Here is a 17,103-nt window from a genome sequence, read left to right as displayed (position 1 = left end):
CATCCCGGGCGGCACCCAGGCCGGAGGAGAGCCGCGGAACACGGCGGGGCGGCTCGACGCCGATGACGAAGTGAAAAGTGACGCGCAGGGAGGTCGGGCATGACGGACCACCACTCCGAGCTCACGGCCCTGCTCTCGGACTGGCTGCCCAGGCAGCGCTGGTTCGCGGGCAAGGGCCGGCCGGGCGGGAGGCTGCGCGTCGGGCAGGACGTCCGCCTCAGCTTCGACGCGGCGGTGAAGGCGGCGATGCACCTGCTGGTGGTGGAGGTCCGCTACGACGACGGCGGCCTCTCCGACCACTACCAGGTCCCGGTGGTGATCCGGCCGGACGCCCCCTTCGGCCACGAGGGGTTCCTCATCGGCGAGTCGTCGGTGGGCCTGGTCTACGACGGCCTGCACGACTCCGACGGAAGCGCCGCCCTGCTGGACTACCTGCGCCGGGGCGCGAGCCGCGAGGGGCTGACCGCGACGGCGGTCGAGTCGTTGGACGACCTGCCCGCGCACGCGGTCGGCGCCGAGCAGTCGAACACCTCGATCGTCTACGGCGACGCCTACATCCTGAAGGTCTTCCGCCGCCTGTGGCCCGGGACGAATCCCGATCTGGAGATCACCCGGGTTCTGGCGCGCGCCGGCAGCGAGCACGTGGCCCGGCCGGTGGCCTGGCTGAGCGGGCAGCTCTCCGGCGTCCCGACGACCTTCGCGTTCATGCAGGACTTCCTGCGCACCGGGGCCGAGGGCTGGCTGCTGGCCCTGGCCAGCGTCCGCGACCTCTACGCCGAGGGCGACCTGCACGCCGACGAGGTGGGCGGCGACTTCGCCGCCGAGGCCGAGCGGCTGGGCGCCGCGACCGCCCAGGTGCACCGCGACCTGGCCGCCGCGCTGCCGACCCGGCCCGCCGACGCCGCCGCGCTCGGCGAGGTCGCCGACTACCTGCACAGCCGGCTCGACGCCGCGCTGGCGGCCGTGGCGGAGCTCGCGCCGTTCGAGGCCGCACTGCGGACCGCCTACGACGAGGTCCGCCGCGCCGACCACGCGGCGCCGTTCCAGCGCATCCACGGCGACCTGCATCTCGGCCAGGTGCTGCGGGTGGAGTCGGGCTGGGTGCTGTTCGACTTCGAGGGTGAGCCGGCGCGGCCGGTGCCCGAGCGGACCCTGCTCGAATCCCCGCTGCGCGACATCGCCGGCATGCTCCGGTCGTTCGACTACGCGGCCCAGTCGATGCTGCTCGAGCGCTCCGACGAGCCGTCGCTGGCCTACCGGGCGCTGGAGTGGGCCGACCGCAACCGGGACGCCTTCTGCCGCGGCTACGGCGCGGTGTCCGGCGCGGATCCCCGGGACGGCGGCGCCGTCCTGCGTGGTCTCGAGCTCGACAAGGCTGTGTACGAAGTGCTCTACGAGGCGCGCCACCGGCCGGGCTGGATCAGCATCCCGCTGCGTTCGGTCGAACGGTTGACCGGCGGGCGACCCACTGAGCTCCCCGCGCCCTGAGTGGACCAAACGCCCCGTGCGCTGGGCGAACAGCGCTCCCCACGCCCTGAGCGACACGACGAAACCCACCGGGGGGCGCCTGGGTGGGACGCGATCTCGACGACGAGAGAAGGACAGGTGGCCGGAGTGGACGACCCCGACGACACGAGGCGGACCGGATCCGTGAACGGGCGCCCTGACTCGGTGAACCTGTCGAGGTTCACCGACACCGCCGTCGTGGACCGGCCAGGCGTTGTAGAGAGGACCGGCGGCGCGGACAGGCCCGGTGGCGCGGATCCGGCGGCCCCGAACGGTGCTCCGGACCCGGCCGCCGCGGCCCGCCCGGCCGGTGCCCCGGAACCGACCGGCACACCGGACCCGGCGAGCGCGCCCCCGCTGGGACTGCCCGGGGAGGTGCTCGACCGCCTCGCCGGCGGCGCGCACCACGACCCGCATGGCGTGCTCGGCGCGCACCCCACCCGGGGCTGGACAGTCATCCGCGCGCTGCGCCCCGACGCCACCGCCGTCACCGTCCTCGTCGACGGGACGCGCCACCCGATGACGAGGCTGCACAGCGGTGGGATCTTCGCCGTCGCCGTGCCCGGCGGCATCCCCGACTACCGGTTCGAGGTCACCTACCCCGACTCGACCCACGTGGTCGACGACCCGTACCAGCACCTGCCGACGCTCGGCGAGATCGACCTGCACCTGATCGGCGAGGGACGTCACGAGCGGCTCTGGCACGTCCTGGGCGCGCACGTGCGCCGCCTCGACCGCGGGCCGGGCGGCGGCGGCGGCGGCGGGACAGTCGCGGGGGTCAGCTTCGCGGTCTGGGCGCCGAACGCCCGCGGCGTGCGGGTAGTCGGCGACTTCGACTTCTGGGACGGCCGCGGCTTCCCGATGCGCTCGCTGGGCTCGTCGGGCGTCTGGGAGCTGTTCGTCCCCGGTATCGGGGCCGGCACCCGCTACAAGTACGAGATCCTCGGCTCTGACGGCGTGTGGCGGCAGAAGGCGGACCCGCTGGCCTTCGCCACCGAGCAGCCCCCGGCCACCGCCAGCGTGGTCCACGAGTCGAGCTACACCTGGGACGACGCGGCCTGGCTCGAGCGGCGCGCGAGCATCCCCTGGCACGCCGCGCCGGTCAGCGTCTACGAGGTGCACCTGGCCTCGTGGCGGCGCGGCCTGAGCTACCTCGAGCTGGCCGAGCAGCTCGTCGAGTACGTGCGCGAGAACGGCTTCACCCACGTCGAGATGCTGCCGGTGGCCGAGCACCCGTTCGGTGGCTCCTGGGGCTACCAGGTCACCTCGTACTACGCGCCGACGTCCCGCTTCGGCAGCCCGGACGAGTTCCGGCACCTCGTCGACGCGCTGCACGCCGCCGGGATCGGCGTGATCGTCGACTGGGTGCCCGCCCACTTCCCCCGGGACGCCTTCGCGCTGGGCCGCTTCGACGGCACCCCGCTCTACGAGCACCCCGACCCGCGCCGCGGCGAGCAGCCCGACTGGGGCACCTACGTCTTCGACTTCGGCCGGTCCGAGGTGCGCAACTTCCTCGTCGCCAACGCGCTGTACTGGCTGGAGGAGTTCCACGTCGACGGGCTGCGGGTCGACGCCGTCGCCTCGATGCTCTACCTCGACTACTCCCGGCCCTCGGGCGAGTGGGTGCCCAACGCGCACGGCGGCCGGGAGAACCTGGAGGCCGTCTCGCTGCTGCAGGAGGTCAACGCGACCGTCTACCGGCGGGTGCCGGGAGCGATGATGATCGCCGAGGAGTCGACGGCCTGGCCCGGCGTGACCCGCCCGACCCACCTCGGGGGCCTCGGCTTCGGCTTCAAGTGGAACATGGGCTGGATGCACGACACCCTCGACTACTCGTCGCGGGCGCCGCTGTTCCGCACCTACCACCACCACCAGATGACGTTCTCGCTGATGTACGCGTTCTCCGAGAACTTCGTCCTGCCGTTCAGCCACGACGAGGTCGTGCACGGCAAGGGCTCGCTGCTGCGCAAGATGCCGGGCGACCGCCGGGCCCAGCTGGCCAACCTGCGGGCGCTCTACGGCTACATGTGGGCGCACCCCGGCAAGCAGCTGCTGTTCATGGGCTGCGAGTTCGCCCAGGACAACGAGTGGAGCGAGGCCACCTCGCTGGACTGGCACCTGCTTGGCGAGGCCGGGCACGGCGGGGTGGCCCGCCTGGTCCGCGACCTCAACCACACCTACCGGGAGATCCCGGCCCTGTGGGAGCGCGACTCCGATCCGAGCGGCTTCTCGTGGATCGACGCCAGCGACGCCGAGAACAACGTCTTCGCGTTCGTACGCTGGGGTGAGGACGGCGAGCGGGCGCTGGCGTGCGTGACGAACTTCGCCGGCGTCGGCCAGGTCGGCTACCGCCTCGGCTTCCCGTTCCCGGGCCGCTGGCGCGAGGTGCTCAACACCGACGCGCTCGACTACGGCGGCGGCGGCATGGGCAACCTCGGCGGGATCACCGCGGTGGCGGACCCGTCGCACGGCCTGCCCGCCTCGGCGGCCCTGTCACTTCCCCCGCTGGGCACCGTCTGGTTCGTGCACGAGCCGGCCGACGGCGGACCTGCCGGCGACGGACCTTCTGCCGACGGGCAGACCGACAACGAGCTGACCGCCAGCGAGCCGGCAGACGGCGTGCGGTCCGACCCCGAGGCCTGACAGCCGGGCCCCGCCGGGAGGCCGAGTCCGACGAGGACCGGCCACCCCGGCGGCACACCGCGGCTCCGCGGTGACAGCGGTGTCAGGCAGGCGTACTCAGAACAGGGCGGCGGCGAGGGCCCGCCGGGCCGGGGCGACCGCCGGCTCGCCGTCGCCCAGCGCCTGGAACAGCCCGACCAGATGCGCCCGCAGCTTCTCCCGGTCGTCGCCCGAGGTGCGGCGGACGAGGTCGACGAGGCGGCCCAGGCCGGTGGCCGGGTCGCCCTGGGCGATGGTCAGGTCGGCCACCGCGAGCGCCGCCTCGATGTCGTCGGGGTTCTCCGAGAGCCGCTGACGCAGCCAGGCCGGGTCGTAGCCGCGCACCCGCCGCAGCAGCTCCACCCGGGCCAGGCCGAGGGTGGCGTCCGCGTCCCCGGGGGCCTCGGCGAGCTGGGCCTGGTAGGCGGCGGCCGCCGCGTCCAGGTCGCCGGTGGCCATCGCGTCCTCCGCGGCGGCGATGTTCGGCGGCAGCGCGGGACCGCCCTCGGCTCCCGCCCCCGGCAGCCCGCCCATCGCCTCCCCGACGACGCTCAGGAGCTGGTCCAGCCAGCCGCGCACCTCCCGCTCGGGGACCGCGCCGGTGAACTCTCCGATGATCCGGCCGCCGACCACCGCCTTGACCGCGGGGATGCCCTGCACGCCCGCGGCCTGCGCGAGACCGGGGTTGGCGTCGACGTCCACCTTGGCGAGCACCCAGCGACCGCCGTCGGCGGCGGCGAGGCGCTCCAGGATGGGGCTGAGCTGCTTGCACGGCCCGCACCACTCGGCCCAGAAGTCGATGACCACGGGAACCTGCATGGAACGGTTCACGACGTCCTCGGCGAACGTCGCCTCGGTCACGTCGATCACGACCGGGCCGGCGGCACCGGCGGGCGCCGCGCCGCCGGGAGAGCCACCGGGGCCGGCCCGGCCGGCCGGGGGCGCCGGCGGCTGGGCCGGCTTCGGGTCTAGGGGAACCGCACCGGCGAGCCGTAGGCCGCCGAGGGTGTCGGGCATACTGCCCGGCCCGCCCCTGCGCGGCGAGCCGGGTGGGACAGGTGACCTCCGCTGCATGTCTCCATCGTTACACCCGACGGTCGCGGTCAGGACGCCCCCGGGCCACTTTTCCGCGCGTGGTCACCCCGGTGGCAACACCCGGACACCCGGCGCCCGGCCTCAGCCGCCGGCCAGGTGGCGCTCGACGCTGGCGACCTTGGCGTGCAGCGCGTCGCTCACGCCCTCACGCAGATCAGCCTTGAGCACCAGGCTCACCCGTCCACACCGGGCCGCCACGGCCTCGGTGGCCCGCCGTACGACGTCCATCACCTCGGCCCACTCGCCCTCGATGATCGTGAACATCGCGTTGGTCTCGTTCGGCAGGCCGGAGTCACGCACGACCCGGACCGCTTCGGCCACCGGAGCCGAGACGTCCTCGCCGAGACCGATAGGAGTGACGCTGAAGGCAACAAGCATGTGGACAGGCCTACCACGCCTCGCGCTGCGGACACGGAGGTCTGTGCTGGCTCCACGCGGAGTCGAGCCATGGGTGCCCCACCCGACCGGAGAGCCATTTTTCGCGACGAACCTGTCACGGGATGTTGATGCTAGGTGAGAATTGACCGGAGTTCACCAAACCCGGGACAACGCGCGCTGACGGTACGCCCTACCATGACCCGCCGTGGGGTGGATGCAGACTTATGACGAGGCAGACGAGGCTTAGGTGGGGCTGAGTACCCTGCTCGACACGCTGACCGACCTGGTGGTGGTCGTCGGCGGTGACGGGCGTGTCCTCGAACTCGGCGCGGCCGCGCGCGCGTTCGTGGGAGACCGGATCGGCACGGCGCCGCACCTGCACGACCTGTCCGACGTGGTCGATCCCGCGTGCCGGGTCGAGCTCGCCGGCCCGGTGTCGCAGGCGCTGGCCCGGACGGGCGTGTGGCGGGGCACCGTCTCGCTGATCGACCTGGCCGGCACGACCGCGCCGTACACGGTCACGGCGCGGCTGGACCCGGCCGGCGGGATGGTCATCGTCGCCCGCGACACCGTCGACGCGCGTGCCCGCCGGGCCGCCGAGACCGAGTCGCGGTCCAAGGACGAGTTCGTCGCGCGGCTCGGCCACGAGCTGCGCACACCGCTGAACGCGATGCTCGGGTTCGCCCAGCTCCTCGAGCTCGAACCGCTCACGCCCGACCTGCACGAGGACGTCGAGCGCATCATCACCGGCGGCCGCCACATGCAGGCCCTGATCGACGACGTCCTCGACCTGGCGCGGCTGCGCGCCGGGCGCGGTGACATCAACAAGGGGCCGGTGAACGTGCTGGACATCGTCCAGGGCGTGGTCGAGCTGGTCGAGCCGCTGGCCGAGCGCCGCGGGATCCGGCGGATCATCCATCCGGCCCGGCCGCTCATCGCCGACGCGGACCGCCGCCGGCTGTGGCAGGTCCTGCTGAACCTGGTCGGCAACGCGCTGAAGTACGGCCGGGAGGGCGGCAACGTCCGGGTCGGCGTGGTCCCGGTCACCGGTTCGCGGATCCGCATCGAGGTGGAGGACGACGGGATCGGGCTGTCCCCGTCCGCGCTGTCCCGGCTGTTCCGGCCGTTCGAGCGCCTCGGGGCCGAGGACACCGGAGTCGAGGGCAGCGGCCTCGGCCTGGCCCTCTCCCACGCCCTTGTGACGGCGATGGGCGGTGTTCTGACGGTTGCCAGCAGGCCCGGGGTGGGCAGCGTCTTCGCGGTCGTCCTGGACGCCGTGGACGTCCGTTACGACCACACCGAGGAGGACCCGGACGACTTCGTGGGCGAAGGGCAGCTCGAGCCGGGTGGCCTTCGCGTGGTCCATGTCAGCGGCGACCCGGGGCTGCGCGCCCTGGTCAGCGACACCCTGGCGAGCGCGCTCGGGGCGGACACCATCAGCGTGCCGCGCGGGGCCCTCGCGGTCGAGGCCATCCGGCGGGCCCGCCCGTCGCTGGTCCTCCTCGACCGCGACCTGCCGGATGTGACCGCGGTCGACCTCCTCCCCCGGCTGGCCGCGGACCCGGTGGCGGGCACCGTCCCCGCCCTGGTGCTGACCACCGAGGTGGACCCGGACGAGTGGACCCGCCTGCGCCAGGCGGGCGCCGTCCAGGTCCTCGGCATGCCGCTGGACGTCACCTCGCTGATCGCCGCCACCTCGCAGCTCACCACCGCCTGACGCCTGGAGGGCGGCCGGCTGTCAGCTGACCGCCCTGGCAGCTGACCGTCACCTCACCCGGAGCGCGGGAGGTGGGGGTCGGGGATGGCGGCCAGGAGGGTGGCGGCCGCGGTGTAGGGGTCGAGGCGGCCGGAGGTGACCTGGCGGGCCAGGTCGGCCAGCTGGGCCGCGCCGTTGAGCCTGCCCAGCCGGGCCCGCATGCCGGCCAGGGCGATCTGGGAGATCTCCTCGGCCGCGCGGTGCAGCCGGCGGCGTTCGAGCTCACCGGACGTCCGCAGCCAGTCGCGGTGGCGCTCGATCGCGTCCAGGAGCTCCGGCACGCCCTTCCCGGTCGCGGCCTCGAGCCGCACGACCTCGGGCCGCCAGCCGGCTTCCGCCGCCCCACCGGCCGCCGTGCCACCGGCCATCCGGACGGCGGCGACAAGGTCGCGGTAGGTGTGGTCGGCGCCGGGACGGTCGGCCTTGTTGACGACGAGGATGTCGGCGATCTCCATGATGCCGGCCTTGGCCGCCTGGATCCCGTCCCCCATGCCCGGGGCGAGCAGGACCAGCGTGGTGTCGGCCAGCGAGGCGACATCCACCTCGGCCTGGCCGACACCGACGGTCTCGATCAGCACGATGTCGAAGCCGGCCGCGTCGAGGACCCTCAGCGCCTGTGGGGTGGCCCAGGACAGCCCGCCGAGGTTGCCCCTGGTGGCCAGGGAGCGGACGAACACATCCGGGTCGGTGGCGTGCTCGACCATCCGGACCCGGTCGCCCAGCAGCGCGCCGCCGGTGAACGGGGAGCTCGGGTCGATCGCGAGCACGCCCACCCGCAGCCCGCGAGCCCGGAAGGCGCCGACCAGCGCCGAGGTGGACGTCGACTTCCCCACCCCGGGAGCCCCGGTCAGACCGATCACCCGGGCGCGGCCGGTGTGCGGGGCAAGCAGGGCGCTCACCTCGCGCAGGGCGTCAGATTCGTCCTCGACGAGCGAGATCAGGCGGGCCACCGCGCGCCGGTCACCGGCCAGGGCGGCGGTAGTGAGCTCCGCCGGGCTCGGGCGCGCGGCGCGCGCCCGCCCGGCTATCGCCGGCCCGGATCTCGCCGGCCCGGCTGGAGCGACCCCGGCGGAGCCCGCGCTCACGCCGGAGCCCGAGCTCACGCCGGAACGCGCAGCACCAGGGCGTCGCCCTGGCCGCCGCCGCCGCACAGCGCCGCCGCGCCGATGCCGCCGCCGCGGCGCTGCAGCTCGAGCAGGAGGGTGAGCGCGACCCGGGTGCCAGACATCCCAACCGGGTGGCCGACCGCGATCGCGCCGCCGTTGACGTTGGTGATGTCCGGGCCGATCCCCAGCTCGCGCATCGACTGGATGCCGACGGCCGCGAACGCCTCGTTGATCTCGACGAGGTCGAGGTCGGCCGGGGTCAGCTTCTCCTTCGCCAGGGCCGCGAGGATCGCGTTCGACGGCTGGGAGTGCAGGGACGGGTCCGGGCCGGACACGTAACCGTGGTGGCCGACCTCGGCGATGATCGGCAGGCCCAGCTCCTCGGCCTTCGCCCGGCTCGTCACGACGACCGCGGCCGCGCCGTCCGAGATCTGGGAGGCCGAGCCGGCGGTGATCGAGCCGGCCTTGTCGAACGCCGGGCGCAGCTTCGCCAGGCTCTCCGCGGTCGTCTCGGCCCGGACGCCCTCGTCCGCGCTGACGACGATCGGGTCGCCGCGGCGCTGGGGCACCTCGACCGGGACGATCTCGTTCTCGAACAGGCCGTTCTTCGCCGCGGCCGCGGCCCGCTGATGCGACCGGGCGCTGAACTCGTCCTGCTCCTCGCGGGTGATGCCGTAGCGGGAGTTGTACCGGTCTGTCGCGAGACCCATCGACACCTGGTCGAACCCGCAGGTGAGGGCATCCACCGCGATCGAGTCCGTCAGGGTGGTGTCGCCGTACTTGACGCCGCCGCGCAGCGCGGGCAGCAGGTGCGGCGCGCGGGTCATCGACTCCATGCCACCGGCCACGATGACGTCGTACTGACCGCTGGAGATGTAGAGGTCCGCCAGCGAGATGGCGTTCAGGCCCGACAGGCACACCTTGTTGATGCTGGTGGACGGCACCGTCATCGGGATGCCGCCCTTCACGGCGGCCTGGCGGGCGGCGGCCTGGCCGGCGCCGGCCTGGATGACCTGGCCCAGGATGACGTAGTCGACGGCGTCGCCGGCCAGCCCGGCCCGCTCGAGCGCGGCGCGGATGGCGATACCGCCCAGGTCGACCGCGGTGAAGTCCTTGAGGGCGCCGGAGAGCTTGCCGATCGGGGTGCGCGCACCGGCCACGATGACAGAACCAGGCATGGACGCCTCCTAGGTCACGGGTACCGGCTCGCGCGGCACCGGCCCTGCACGGTTACCCCCGCGATGTGCCGCGAGGCTACCCCCGCGATGTGCCGCGACCGCGTTCCGCCGGCCACGACAGCCGGACGGGTGGGGAGAACAAAACTCTCCCAGCAACAATAACGTGATCTTGGTGGACGCGCCGGGGGTGCCGCCCGCCGGAACAGCCCCAGGGCGGCCCTGTGTGACGAACATCGCCCGCCGCGCCCGGAGGAGCGCCGGCCGGGACGAGCGGCGGGAGGATCGGCGGCGAAACACGGCGGCGGTCAGAACGAGCGGGCCGTCGGCCTACCGGTCAGGAAGAACGGACCGGTAGGCGGACCGGTCAGGAGAAAACGCCGCAGGATGCCCGGAACTGGCTGTTCGCGCCCGACGCCGGCATCTGGGTGGTCGTGCCCTGCCCGGCCGTGACCAGCCCCTCCGGGGTGAGCTGGAGCGGGGTGGTGACGACCTGGAAGTCCGTTCCGACGGTCGACGACGTGCCGGCGACGAGCCGCATCCCGGTCTCGTCGCAGCCGAAGCCGAAGCCGGCGTTGTCGCGCTGGCCGGCGGACAGGCGCACTCCGGGCCCGAGGGTGACCGGCGCGAGCACGTCCCGCGCGGCGTAGCGGAGCATCGTGTACTCCTCGATGCCGTCGCGGGTCACGGTGCGGACCAGGATCTCGGCGAAGCCGTCGACGTTCGCGTCCACGACGGCGTGGACCGTCGGGAGCTGCAGGCCGGGCAGGTCGACGCTGGTGGTCCTGCCACTGCGGGAGAAGGTCACCTCGACCTTCGCGGTCGTCTCGTTGACGCGGACCTGGTCGCCGATCCCGTCCCCGTCCACGTCGCTGGCGCCCGCCGGCCGGGTAACGGGGGCGGGCAGGTCCGCAGCGCCGGAGCCGCCAGGCCCCGGCGTCGCGCTCGCGGGCGGGCTCGACGGGCTCACGGTGGACGGCGGGGTCGTCGCCGCCGCAGACGGGCTGGACGTCGCCCGCGGCGGCCTGGTCGAGCCGGGGACGCCGTTGCCGCCGTTCGAGCCGCCAGACCCTCCGGTGGACGGGGTGGCCGGCCGGCTGGTCTCGGAGAGCACCGAGGACACCAGCGGCGGTGCGGCAGGCTCGACGACCTGCTGGTTCGACGACTTCGGCCGGACCGCGACGATGGCCAGGACGATCAGGGCGGCCATCGCCACGCCACCGGTGGCCATCAGCGGCAGACGCCACCAGCGGCGGCGCTCCACCCCGGCCCGGATGCGGTGCAGCGCGTCGGGGGACGCCCGCACGGGCTCCACCGCCGCCCGCAGCAGGCGGGTGAGCTCCTCCGGTTCGAGCCCGCTGCTCACCGCAGGCCCTCCAGCTTGCCGCTCAGTGCCGCCAGCCCCCGTGACGTGTAGGCCTTCACCGACCCGACGCTGCAGCCCATCACCGCGGCGGCGTCAGCCTCCGACATGTCCGCGTAGTAGCGGAGCACGACCGCTTCCCGTTGCCGTCTGGGCAGCTCCCGCAGTGCCTGGACGACGGCGGCCCGCTCGACCAGAGAGTAGGCCCCCTCTTCGGCGCTCGCGGCGTCGGGCATCGGCTTGGGGGCGTGCTTGAGAGCGACCAGTCGACGCCGGAGGGTGGACCGTGCGAGATTGACCACCGTCTGACGGAGGTAGGCCAGGGCCTTGTCCCGGTCCTGGAGCCGACCCCAGGCACTGTGCACCCGGATGTAGGCGTCCTGCACGACCTCCTCGCACAACCCGATGTCATCCAGCAGCAGTGCCGCGAGACGGACGAGGGATCGGTAGTGCTCGGAGTACAACGCCGTCAGAGCGGCGTCGGCGTCCCGCGCGACGGCGCTACGGGCGGCGTCGCTCCGCGCAGGCACGGGCCGCCACCCTTCCACGACTGTCATGGGCGCGGTCACGCAAAGTCTGACGCGCGCCGACCCTCCAAGGTTGTCCCAGAAGTTCTATCGCGTCGCGCGGCACGCCGACACCCCTCAGTTCTCCTGGCCCGCCGACCTGCGGGTCGTCCACCACGCCGGGCGGCGGAGCCCCGCCACCGGGCACCCGACAGACGCCGGAGGTAGATCGAGAATGAAGCGGATCCTCGAAGCGATCATGACTGGTGGGGGGCGTTCGCCGGAGCGGCGGGCGGAGTTCGCGGCGTTGGCGGTGCCGGAGTCGTACCGGGGTGTGGTGGTGCGCAAGTCCGAGGTGGGGATGTTCGAGGGGCGGGTGTCGCGGGACAAGGATCCGCGGGAGTCGTTGCATGTGGATGAGGTGGCGACACCGGAGTTGGGGCCGGGTGAGGCGCTGGTGGCGGTGATGGCGTCGTCGGTGAACTACAACACGGTGTGGACGTCGATTTTCGAGCCGTTGTCGACGTTCGGGTTCCTGGAGCGGTACGGGCGGTCGTCTCCGTTGGCGAGGCAGCATGACCAGCCGTATCACGTGGTGGGGTCGGATCTGGCGGGGGTGGTGCTGCGGACGGGGCCGGGGGTGCACGCGTGGTTCCCGGGGGATGAGGTGGTGGCGCACTGTCTGTCGGTGGAGTTGGAGCGTCCCGAGGGTCACAACGACACGATGCTGGATCCGGAGCAGCGGATCTGGGGGTTCGAGACGAATTTCGGTGGTCTTGCGGAGCTGGCGTTGGTGAAGGCGAACCAGTTGATGCCGAAGCCGGGGCATTTGAGTTGGGAGGAGGCGGCGGCGCCGGGGTTGGTGAACTCGACGGCGTACCGGCAGCTGGTGTCGCGTAACGGGGCGGGGATGAAGCAGGGCGACGTGGTGCTGGTGTGGGGGGCGTCGGGTGGGTTGGGGTCGTACGCCACGCAGATGGTGCTGCGGGGTGGGGGGATTCCGGTGTGTGTGGTGTCCTCGGCGGAGAAGGCGGCGATCTGCCGGGCGATGGGCGCGGAGCTGGTGATCGACCGGGCGGCGGAGGGGTACCGGTTCTGGTCGGACGAGCGGACGCAGGACCCGCGGGAGTGGAAGCGGTTCGGGGCGCGGATCCGGGAGCTGACGGGTGGGGAGGATCCGGACATCGTGTTCGAGCATCCGGGGCGGGAGACGTTCGGGGCGTCGGTGTTCGTGGCGCGCCGGGGTGGGACGGTGGTGACGTGCGCGTCGACGAGCGGGTTCGTGCACGAGTTCGACAACCGGTATCTGTGGATGAACCTGAAGCGGATCATCGGGTCGCATTTCGCGAACTATCGGGAGGCGTGGGAGGCGAACCGGTTGGTGGCGCGGGGGATGGTGCATCCGACGTTGTCACGGGTGTATCCGTTGGAGCGGACGGGGCAGGCGGCGTTCGATGTGCACCGCAATGCCCATCAGGGGAAGGTCGGGGTGCTGTGTCTGGCGCCGGAGGAGGGGCTGGGGGTTCGTGACGAGGAGACCCGGGCTCGTCACCTCACCGCCATCAACCGCTTCCGCGGCGTGTAGGACCCACTGTCCGGACCGTCCGTTGCCGCAGCTCTCGTCACCTAACGATTGCCTGTCTGGGATGCTGAGGCCCTATGACAGAACACAGTGACCTCATCCCGATGTCCGGCGAGGGTGACGGTGCCCCCGGCTTCGACCTGGTGCGCCGCGGTTACGACCCACATCAGGTGAACGCGCACGTCAACTGGCTGGTCGAGCAGCTACGCGAGGCCGAGTCGCACCGCGCCGCCGCCGAGGCGGCCGCCTCAGAGGCCGCCGCCGAGGCGGCGCGGGTTCGCGACGACCTGGCCGCGAACCGACCTGCCTGGGAGGAGTTCGGCGGCCGGATCACCCAGATCCTGCAGCTCGCAGAGGAGGAGGCGGCGACGGTTCGCGCCGAGCGGACCCGCGACGCCGAGTCCCAGCTCGAGGAGGCCCGGCGCATCGTCACCGAGGCCGAGCACACCCGCGACCGCACCCTGCGGGAGGCCGACGAGCAGGCGCAGAGCATCGTCTCCTCGGCCCGCGCCGAGGCGGAGCGCGTCGTCGAGGCGGCCCGGTCGGCCGCGGCCCAGGCCGAGGAGGAGTCCGCGCGGCGCCTCGCCGAGCTGGAGCACCAGCGCGACCAGGTCACCGCGCAGCTCGGCGCGCTGCACGACCAGGTGACGGCCCAGCTCGGCGCGCTGCGCGACCGGCTCACCGCGGCGACCGCCCCGATCGAGGCGCCGTCGGCCTCCGCGCCGAGAGCACTGACGCAGGGCGAGAGCACCCCCGTCCAGACGGCGGGTTCGTCCCGCGGCTGACGCCGCCGCCGGTGAGGTCAGCGGCGGCAGCCGTCAGCGGTGCCGCCAGGGCCAAGCAGTCACCAGGGCCTCGCCGTGGTGCCGAGGTCTAGCGGTGGCGCCAGGGCCGTCGGCGTCGGTTCGCGCTGACGTGCCGCCGGGTCCAGCACGGGGTGTGCCAGTGCCGCCGTTCGTCGATGTCGCCGACCGGCCACACCACCCGATGCGGCGTACCCGCGGCTATGAGCTGGTCGCAACCCGGGCACCGGTATGCCTTCGTCGTCGCGGCGCCGGTCACCGGCCGCACGACCCAGTCCTCGTCCCCGCCCGAGCTTTCCCCCGCGCCCGGATTTCTGCCCGCGCCCATGCCGTCGACCGGGCCTCAGTGACCGCCGGAGCCGCCGTCCGGCCCTGAACGGCCGATGACCTCGCCGTCCACGACCTTGACGGTTCTCGGCTCCGCGCCGGCGTCGCCCGCCCGCCCGCCGCGGCCGACCCTGTGGATCGCCGCGCCGGCCAGCGTACGGGCCACCTTCGCCCGCCGGAGCATGCCCGCCGGGCTCGCCAGCGCCGACGACGCCCCGATGAGCGCGTGGAACGAGCGGTCGCTGCCGCGCCAGTGCTCCCGCAGGATCGGCTCACCCGCCCCGACCACCAGGCGACGGAACGCGAAGGCCACAACGGCCACGTCATCGAGCTGGCCGATCACCGGGATGATGTTCGTCAGCCGGTTCTTCGGCGACACCAGGTAGGCCAGCGCCGCTCCCGCCTCCAGCTTCGCGGACTGCGGCACCCGCGGGTCGGCGACCACCCGGCGCAGCATCACGACCAGGTCGGGCAGGAAGGTCGTCACCTCACGGCCGAATGCGCGCAGCGCGTCCTTGTCCACCGTGGCCATGGGCGTCCTCCTCGGGGCGTACGGGCAGCCGGCACGGGCGCCGACCGCCGGGGGCGTCCCGGCGCCCGGCGACATCCTAGACACGACCGCCGACCCGCCCCGAAGGGTGATCAACGTCGGCTGCCCGTCAGGTACCCCCCGGAGGGGCCACGAACCCCCTCCGACCGGACCCCCGCCGCCTCAGCGCGAGTGGTCGCGGAAGCCCCGGCCGGTCTTGCGCCCCAGGTAGCCCGCCTTCACGAGGTGCTCGAGCAGGGGGGCCGGGGCATAGCCCGGCTCCCGGAACTCCAGGTACAACGTCCGCTGGATCGCCAGTGTGACGTCGAGACCGACCACGTCCGCCAGCGCGAACGGGCCCATCGGATGCCCGCAGCCCACCGTCATCGCGGTGTCGATGTCGTCGACGCTGGCGTAGTGCGCCTCCAGCATCCGCACGGCGTCGTTGAGGTACGGGAAGAGCAGCGCGTTCACGATGAACCCGGCGCGGTCCGCGCAGACCACCGGGTGCTTGCCGGCGGCCCGGCTGACCGCGAGCACCGTCGCGGTGACATCGGGAGCGGTCAGCACCGTAGGCACGACCTCGATCAGGCGCATCGCGGGCGCCGGGTTGAACCAGTGCATCCCGACGACGTCCCGCGGACGGGTCGTCGCCGTGGCGCACTCGACCACCGGCAGGGATGACGTCGTGGTCGCGAGCACCGCCCCCGGCTTCATCACCTCGTCGAGCGCGGCGAACAGCGCCCGCTTCACCGAAAGCTCCTCGACGACCGCCTCGACGACGAGATCGCAGCCGGCGAGCGCGTCGAGGTCGGTCGTCCCCGTCACCCGGGCGAGCGCGGCGTCACGCTCCTCGGCGGACAGCCGTCCACGCTGGACGCCTCGCTCCAGCGACTCCACCAGTCTCTTGCGGACGGCCGACACCTTGTCGTCGGACCGCGCGCGGAACACCACGTCGAAACCGGAGCGGGCCAGGACCTCGACGATGCCGCAGGCCATCGTCCCGGTGCCCACGACGCCGACGGAGCGCACCGGCCTGGGTTCGACCCCGGCGACCACGCTCGGGGCGGCGTCGTCGACGACGTGCGGCGAGTCGGCCTCGGCGTAGGTGTAGAAGCCCCGACCGGTCTTGCGGCCCAGCATTCCGGCCGTGACGAGCTGCTTGAGCAGCGGCGCGGGAGCATGCAGGTGATCGCGGGACTGGTGGTACATCGAGTCGAGGATCTCGTACGCGGAGTCGAGCCCGATCAGGTCGAGCAGGGCCAGCGGCCCCATCGGGTGACCGCAGCCGAGGCGCATCGCCGCGTCGATGTCCTCCCGGGTCGCGTAGTGCGCCTCCAGCATCCGCACCGCGTTGTTCAGGTAGCCGAACAGCAGCGCGTTGGCGATGAAACCGGCCCGGTCGCCTGCCCTGACCGCAATCTTCCCGACGCGACCGACCAGGTCGCGGACGTCGTCAAGGACGACAGGATCCGTGACGACCGTCCCGACCACCTCAACAAGTTCCATCACCGGCGCCGGGTTGAACCAGTGCGTGCCGAGCACCCTGGACGGCCGGTGGGTGCCGGCGGCAAGCTCGGTGACCGACAGTGAGCTGGTGTTGCTGGCGATGATCGTCTCGGCGGGACAGATCTCGTCGAGACGGGCGATGAGCTCCTGCTTGGCGTCCAGCCGCTCGTGGATGGCCTCGATGATCAGCGGACAGTCCGCGACGGCCGTCAGGTCGACGCCACTGCTGATGCGGCCGAGCAGCTCCTCGCGCTCGGCCGGGGTCAGCTTGCCGCGCTCGACCGCCCGATGCGTGGAGTGCTCCAGATGGCCCCGACCGCGGGCCAGCCCGGCCTCGTCCCGTTCGACGCCCACCACGTCGATACCAGCACGGGCCAGCACCTCCGCGATGCCGGCGCCCATGGTGCCGAGCCCGATGACCCCGATCCTCGTCAGCTCACCGAGGGTGCTCTCCTGGCCCATGCCCAGCGCTCCTTCCTCCGGGTGGTCTTTCCCGTGGTCTAGCCGCCTGTCACCGCCGAGTACGCGGCCTGCGGCGTGCGACGTCCCGGGCACCGGTGTGGCGTTGGGACCGGCACCGGCAGTGGAGCGTCCACTCCGCGAGTGTCCGAATCCTCCCAGGTTCTCGACGCATGAGCTTGTGATCGTGATGAAAGCTGCCATGCAGTGCGCGGGGACAGGATGCTACGCGCGCCGCCCCACCCACCGCGACCGCACAAGCCCGCCAACGGACCACGGACGGCGACAGCCAAAAAGGCGTGGCGGCTCAGTGGCAGGCAGAACTCACCCAGCGGCCACGCATCGTCC

Annotated in this window: 14 protein-coding genes; 5 read left to right on the top strand and 9 right to left on the bottom strand. The window is 73.0% G+C overall.

Going from position 1 to position 17,103, the window contains the following annotated elements; all coding sequences use genetic code 11:
- Positions 1–99 precede the first annotated feature (99 nt).
- A complete protein-coding gene (locus FRANEAN1_RS05135; RefSeq protein ID WP_020458687.1) occupies positions 100–1,488 on the top strand; it encodes an aminoglycoside phosphotransferase in 1,389 nt (462 codons plus the stop codon).
- A gap of 126 nt (positions 1,489–1,614) precedes the next feature.
- Entirely contained in the window at positions 1,615–4,149 is a 2,535-nt protein-coding gene (gene glgB, locus FRANEAN1_RS05130) for a 1,4-alpha-glucan branching protein GlgB (protein ID WP_041253710.1), read from the top strand.
- A gap of 96 nt (positions 4,150–4,245) precedes the next feature.
- On the opposite strand, the gene FRANEAN1_RS05125 is transcribed toward glgB, so the two are convergent.
- Positions 4,246–5,184 carry a tetratricopeptide repeat protein gene (locus FRANEAN1_RS05125; protein WP_041253709.1) on the bottom strand — a complete coding sequence of 313 codons (939 nt, stop codon included), beginning with the start codon at positions 5,182–5,184 and terminating at the stop codon, positions 4,246–4,248.
- 159 nt (positions 5,185–5,343) lie between these two features.
- On the bottom strand, positions 5,344–5,640 hold the full coding sequence (locus FRANEAN1_RS05120; protein ID WP_020458684.1) for an MTH1187 family thiamine-binding protein: 297 nt from the start codon (positions 5,638–5,640) through the stop codon (positions 5,344–5,346).
- Between the two features lie 247 nt (positions 5,641–5,887).
- Here FRANEAN1_RS05120 and FRANEAN1_RS05115 point away from each other — a divergent pair, with 247 nt between their 5' ends.
- On the top strand, positions 5,888–7,357 hold the full coding sequence (locus tag FRANEAN1_RS05115) for a hybrid sensor histidine kinase/response regulator (RefSeq protein ID WP_020458683.1): 1,470 nt from the start codon (positions 5,888–5,890) through the stop codon (positions 7,355–7,357).
- A gap of 53 nt (positions 7,358–7,410) precedes the next feature.
- Here the strand turns inward: FRANEAN1_RS05115 and meaB are convergent, their stop codons facing one another.
- From meaB to FRANEAN1_RS05095, 4 genes are all read right to left on the bottom strand, one after another.
- Positions 7,411–8,481: a methylmalonyl Co-A mutase-associated GTPase MeaB gene (gene meaB, locus FRANEAN1_RS05110; RefSeq protein WP_020458682.1), complete on the bottom strand. Its 1,071-nt coding sequence runs from the start codon at positions 8,479–8,481 to the stop codon at positions 7,411–7,413.
- Between the two features lie 14 nt (positions 8,482–8,495).
- A complete protein-coding gene (locus tag FRANEAN1_RS05105; RefSeq protein WP_020458681.1) occupies positions 8,496–9,680 on the bottom strand; it encodes an acetyl-CoA C-acetyltransferase in 1,185 nt (394 codons plus the stop codon).
- 364 nt (positions 9,681–10,044) lie between these two features.
- A complete protein-coding gene (locus FRANEAN1_RS05100) occupies positions 10,045–11,043 on the bottom strand; it encodes a VCBS repeat-containing protein (RefSeq protein ID WP_020458680.1) in 999 nt (332 codons plus the stop codon).
- Positions 11,040–11,597: a SigE family RNA polymerase sigma factor gene (locus FRANEAN1_RS05095; RefSeq protein WP_020458679.1), complete on the bottom strand. Its 558-nt coding sequence runs from the start codon at positions 11,595–11,597 to the stop codon at positions 11,040–11,042. Before FRANEAN1_RS05095 ends, FRANEAN1_RS05100 begins: the two co-directional genes overlap by 4 nt.
- 184 nt (positions 11,598–11,781) lie before the next feature.
- On the opposite strand from FRANEAN1_RS05095, the gene ccrA reads away from it, so the two are divergent.
- On the top strand, positions 11,782–13,131 hold the full coding sequence (gene ccrA, locus FRANEAN1_RS05090) for a crotonyl-CoA carboxylase/reductase (protein ID WP_020458678.1): 1,350 nt from the start codon (positions 11,782–11,784) through the stop codon (positions 13,129–13,131).
- A gap of 74 nt (positions 13,132–13,205) precedes the next feature.
- The gene (locus tag FRANEAN1_RS05085; protein ID WP_020458677.1) at positions 13,206–13,913 is read left to right on the top strand and encodes a sugar-binding protein; all 708 of its coding nucleotides are present in this window, start codon (positions 13,206–13,208) and stop codon (positions 13,911–13,913) included.
- An 88-nt stretch (positions 13,914–14,001) separates the two neighbouring features.
- On the opposite strand, the gene FRANEAN1_RS43030 is transcribed toward FRANEAN1_RS05085, so the two are convergent.
- The 3 genes from FRANEAN1_RS43030 to FRANEAN1_RS05070 all read right to left on the bottom strand — a co-directional run bounded on the left by FRANEAN1_RS43030 (position 14,002) and on the right by FRANEAN1_RS05070 (position 16,758).
- Positions 14,002–14,259: a hypothetical protein gene (locus FRANEAN1_RS43030; RefSeq protein WP_020458676.1), complete on the bottom strand. Its 258-nt coding sequence runs from the start codon at positions 14,257–14,259 to the stop codon at positions 14,002–14,004.
- 15 nt (positions 14,260–14,274) lie between these two features.
- Positions 14,275–14,790, bottom strand: coding sequence for a DUF1232 domain-containing protein (locus FRANEAN1_RS05075; RefSeq protein ID WP_020458675.1), 516 nt, complete (start codon positions 14,788–14,790; stop codon positions 14,275–14,277).
- 180 nt (positions 14,791–14,970) lie between these two features.
- Positions 14,971–16,758 (bottom strand): 3-hydroxybutyryl-CoA dehydrogenase, encoded by a 1,788-nt coding sequence (locus FRANEAN1_RS05070; protein WP_020458674.1) that lies wholly within the window; start codon positions 16,756–16,758, stop codon positions 14,971–14,973.
- Positions 16,759–17,103: the final 345 nt, after the last annotated feature.

This window comes from Parafrankia sp. EAN1pec, from assembly GCF_000018005.1.
Taxonomy (GTDB): Bacteria; Actinomycetota; Actinomycetes; order Frankiales; family Frankiaceae; genus Parafrankia; species Parafrankia soli.
The sequence above is the reverse complement of the archived record's forward strand: the minus strand, read 5'-3'. Positions and strand labels throughout refer to the sequence as shown.

Excerpts from the sequence above, each read along its gene's own strand:
- FRANEAN1_RS05135 (WP_020458687.1), top strand. The coding sequence starts at position 100 with ATGACGGACCACCACTCCGAGCTCACGGCCCTGCTCTCGGACTGGCTG.
- FRANEAN1_RS05125 (WP_041253709.1), bottom strand. The coding sequence starts at position 5,184 with ATGCCCGACACCCTCGGCGGCCTACGGCTCGCCGGTGCGGTTCCCCTA.
- FRANEAN1_RS05120 (WP_020458684.1), bottom strand. The coding sequence starts at position 5,640 with ATGCTTGTTGCCTTCAGCGTCACTCCTATCGGTCTCGGCGAGGACGTC.
- FRANEAN1_RS05105 (WP_020458681.1), bottom strand. The coding sequence starts at position 9,680 with ATGCCTGGTTCTGTCATCGTGGCCGGTGCGCGCACCCCGATCGGCAAG.
- FRANEAN1_RS05095 (WP_020458679.1), bottom strand. The coding sequence starts at position 11,597 with ATGACAGTCGTGGAAGGGTGGCGGCCCGTGCCTGCGCGGAGCGACGCC.
- ccrA (WP_020458678.1), top strand. The coding sequence starts at position 11,782 with ATGAAGCGGATCCTCGAAGCGATCATGACTGGTGGGGGGCGTTCGCCG.
- FRANEAN1_RS05085 (WP_020458677.1), top strand. The coding sequence starts at position 13,206 with ATGACAGAACACAGTGACCTCATCCCGATGTCCGGCGAGGGTGACGGT.
- FRANEAN1_RS43030 (WP_020458676.1), bottom strand. The coding sequence starts at position 14,259 with ATGGGCGCGGGCAGAAATCCGGGCGCGGGGGAAAGCTCGGGCGGGGAC.
- FRANEAN1_RS05075 (WP_020458675.1), bottom strand. The coding sequence starts at position 14,790 with ATGGCCACGGTGGACAAGGACGCGCTGCGCGCATTCGGCCGTGAGGTG.
- FRANEAN1_RS05070 (WP_020458674.1), bottom strand. The coding sequence starts at position 16,758 with ATGGGCCAGGAGAGCACCCTCGGTGAGCTGACGAGGATCGGGGTCATC.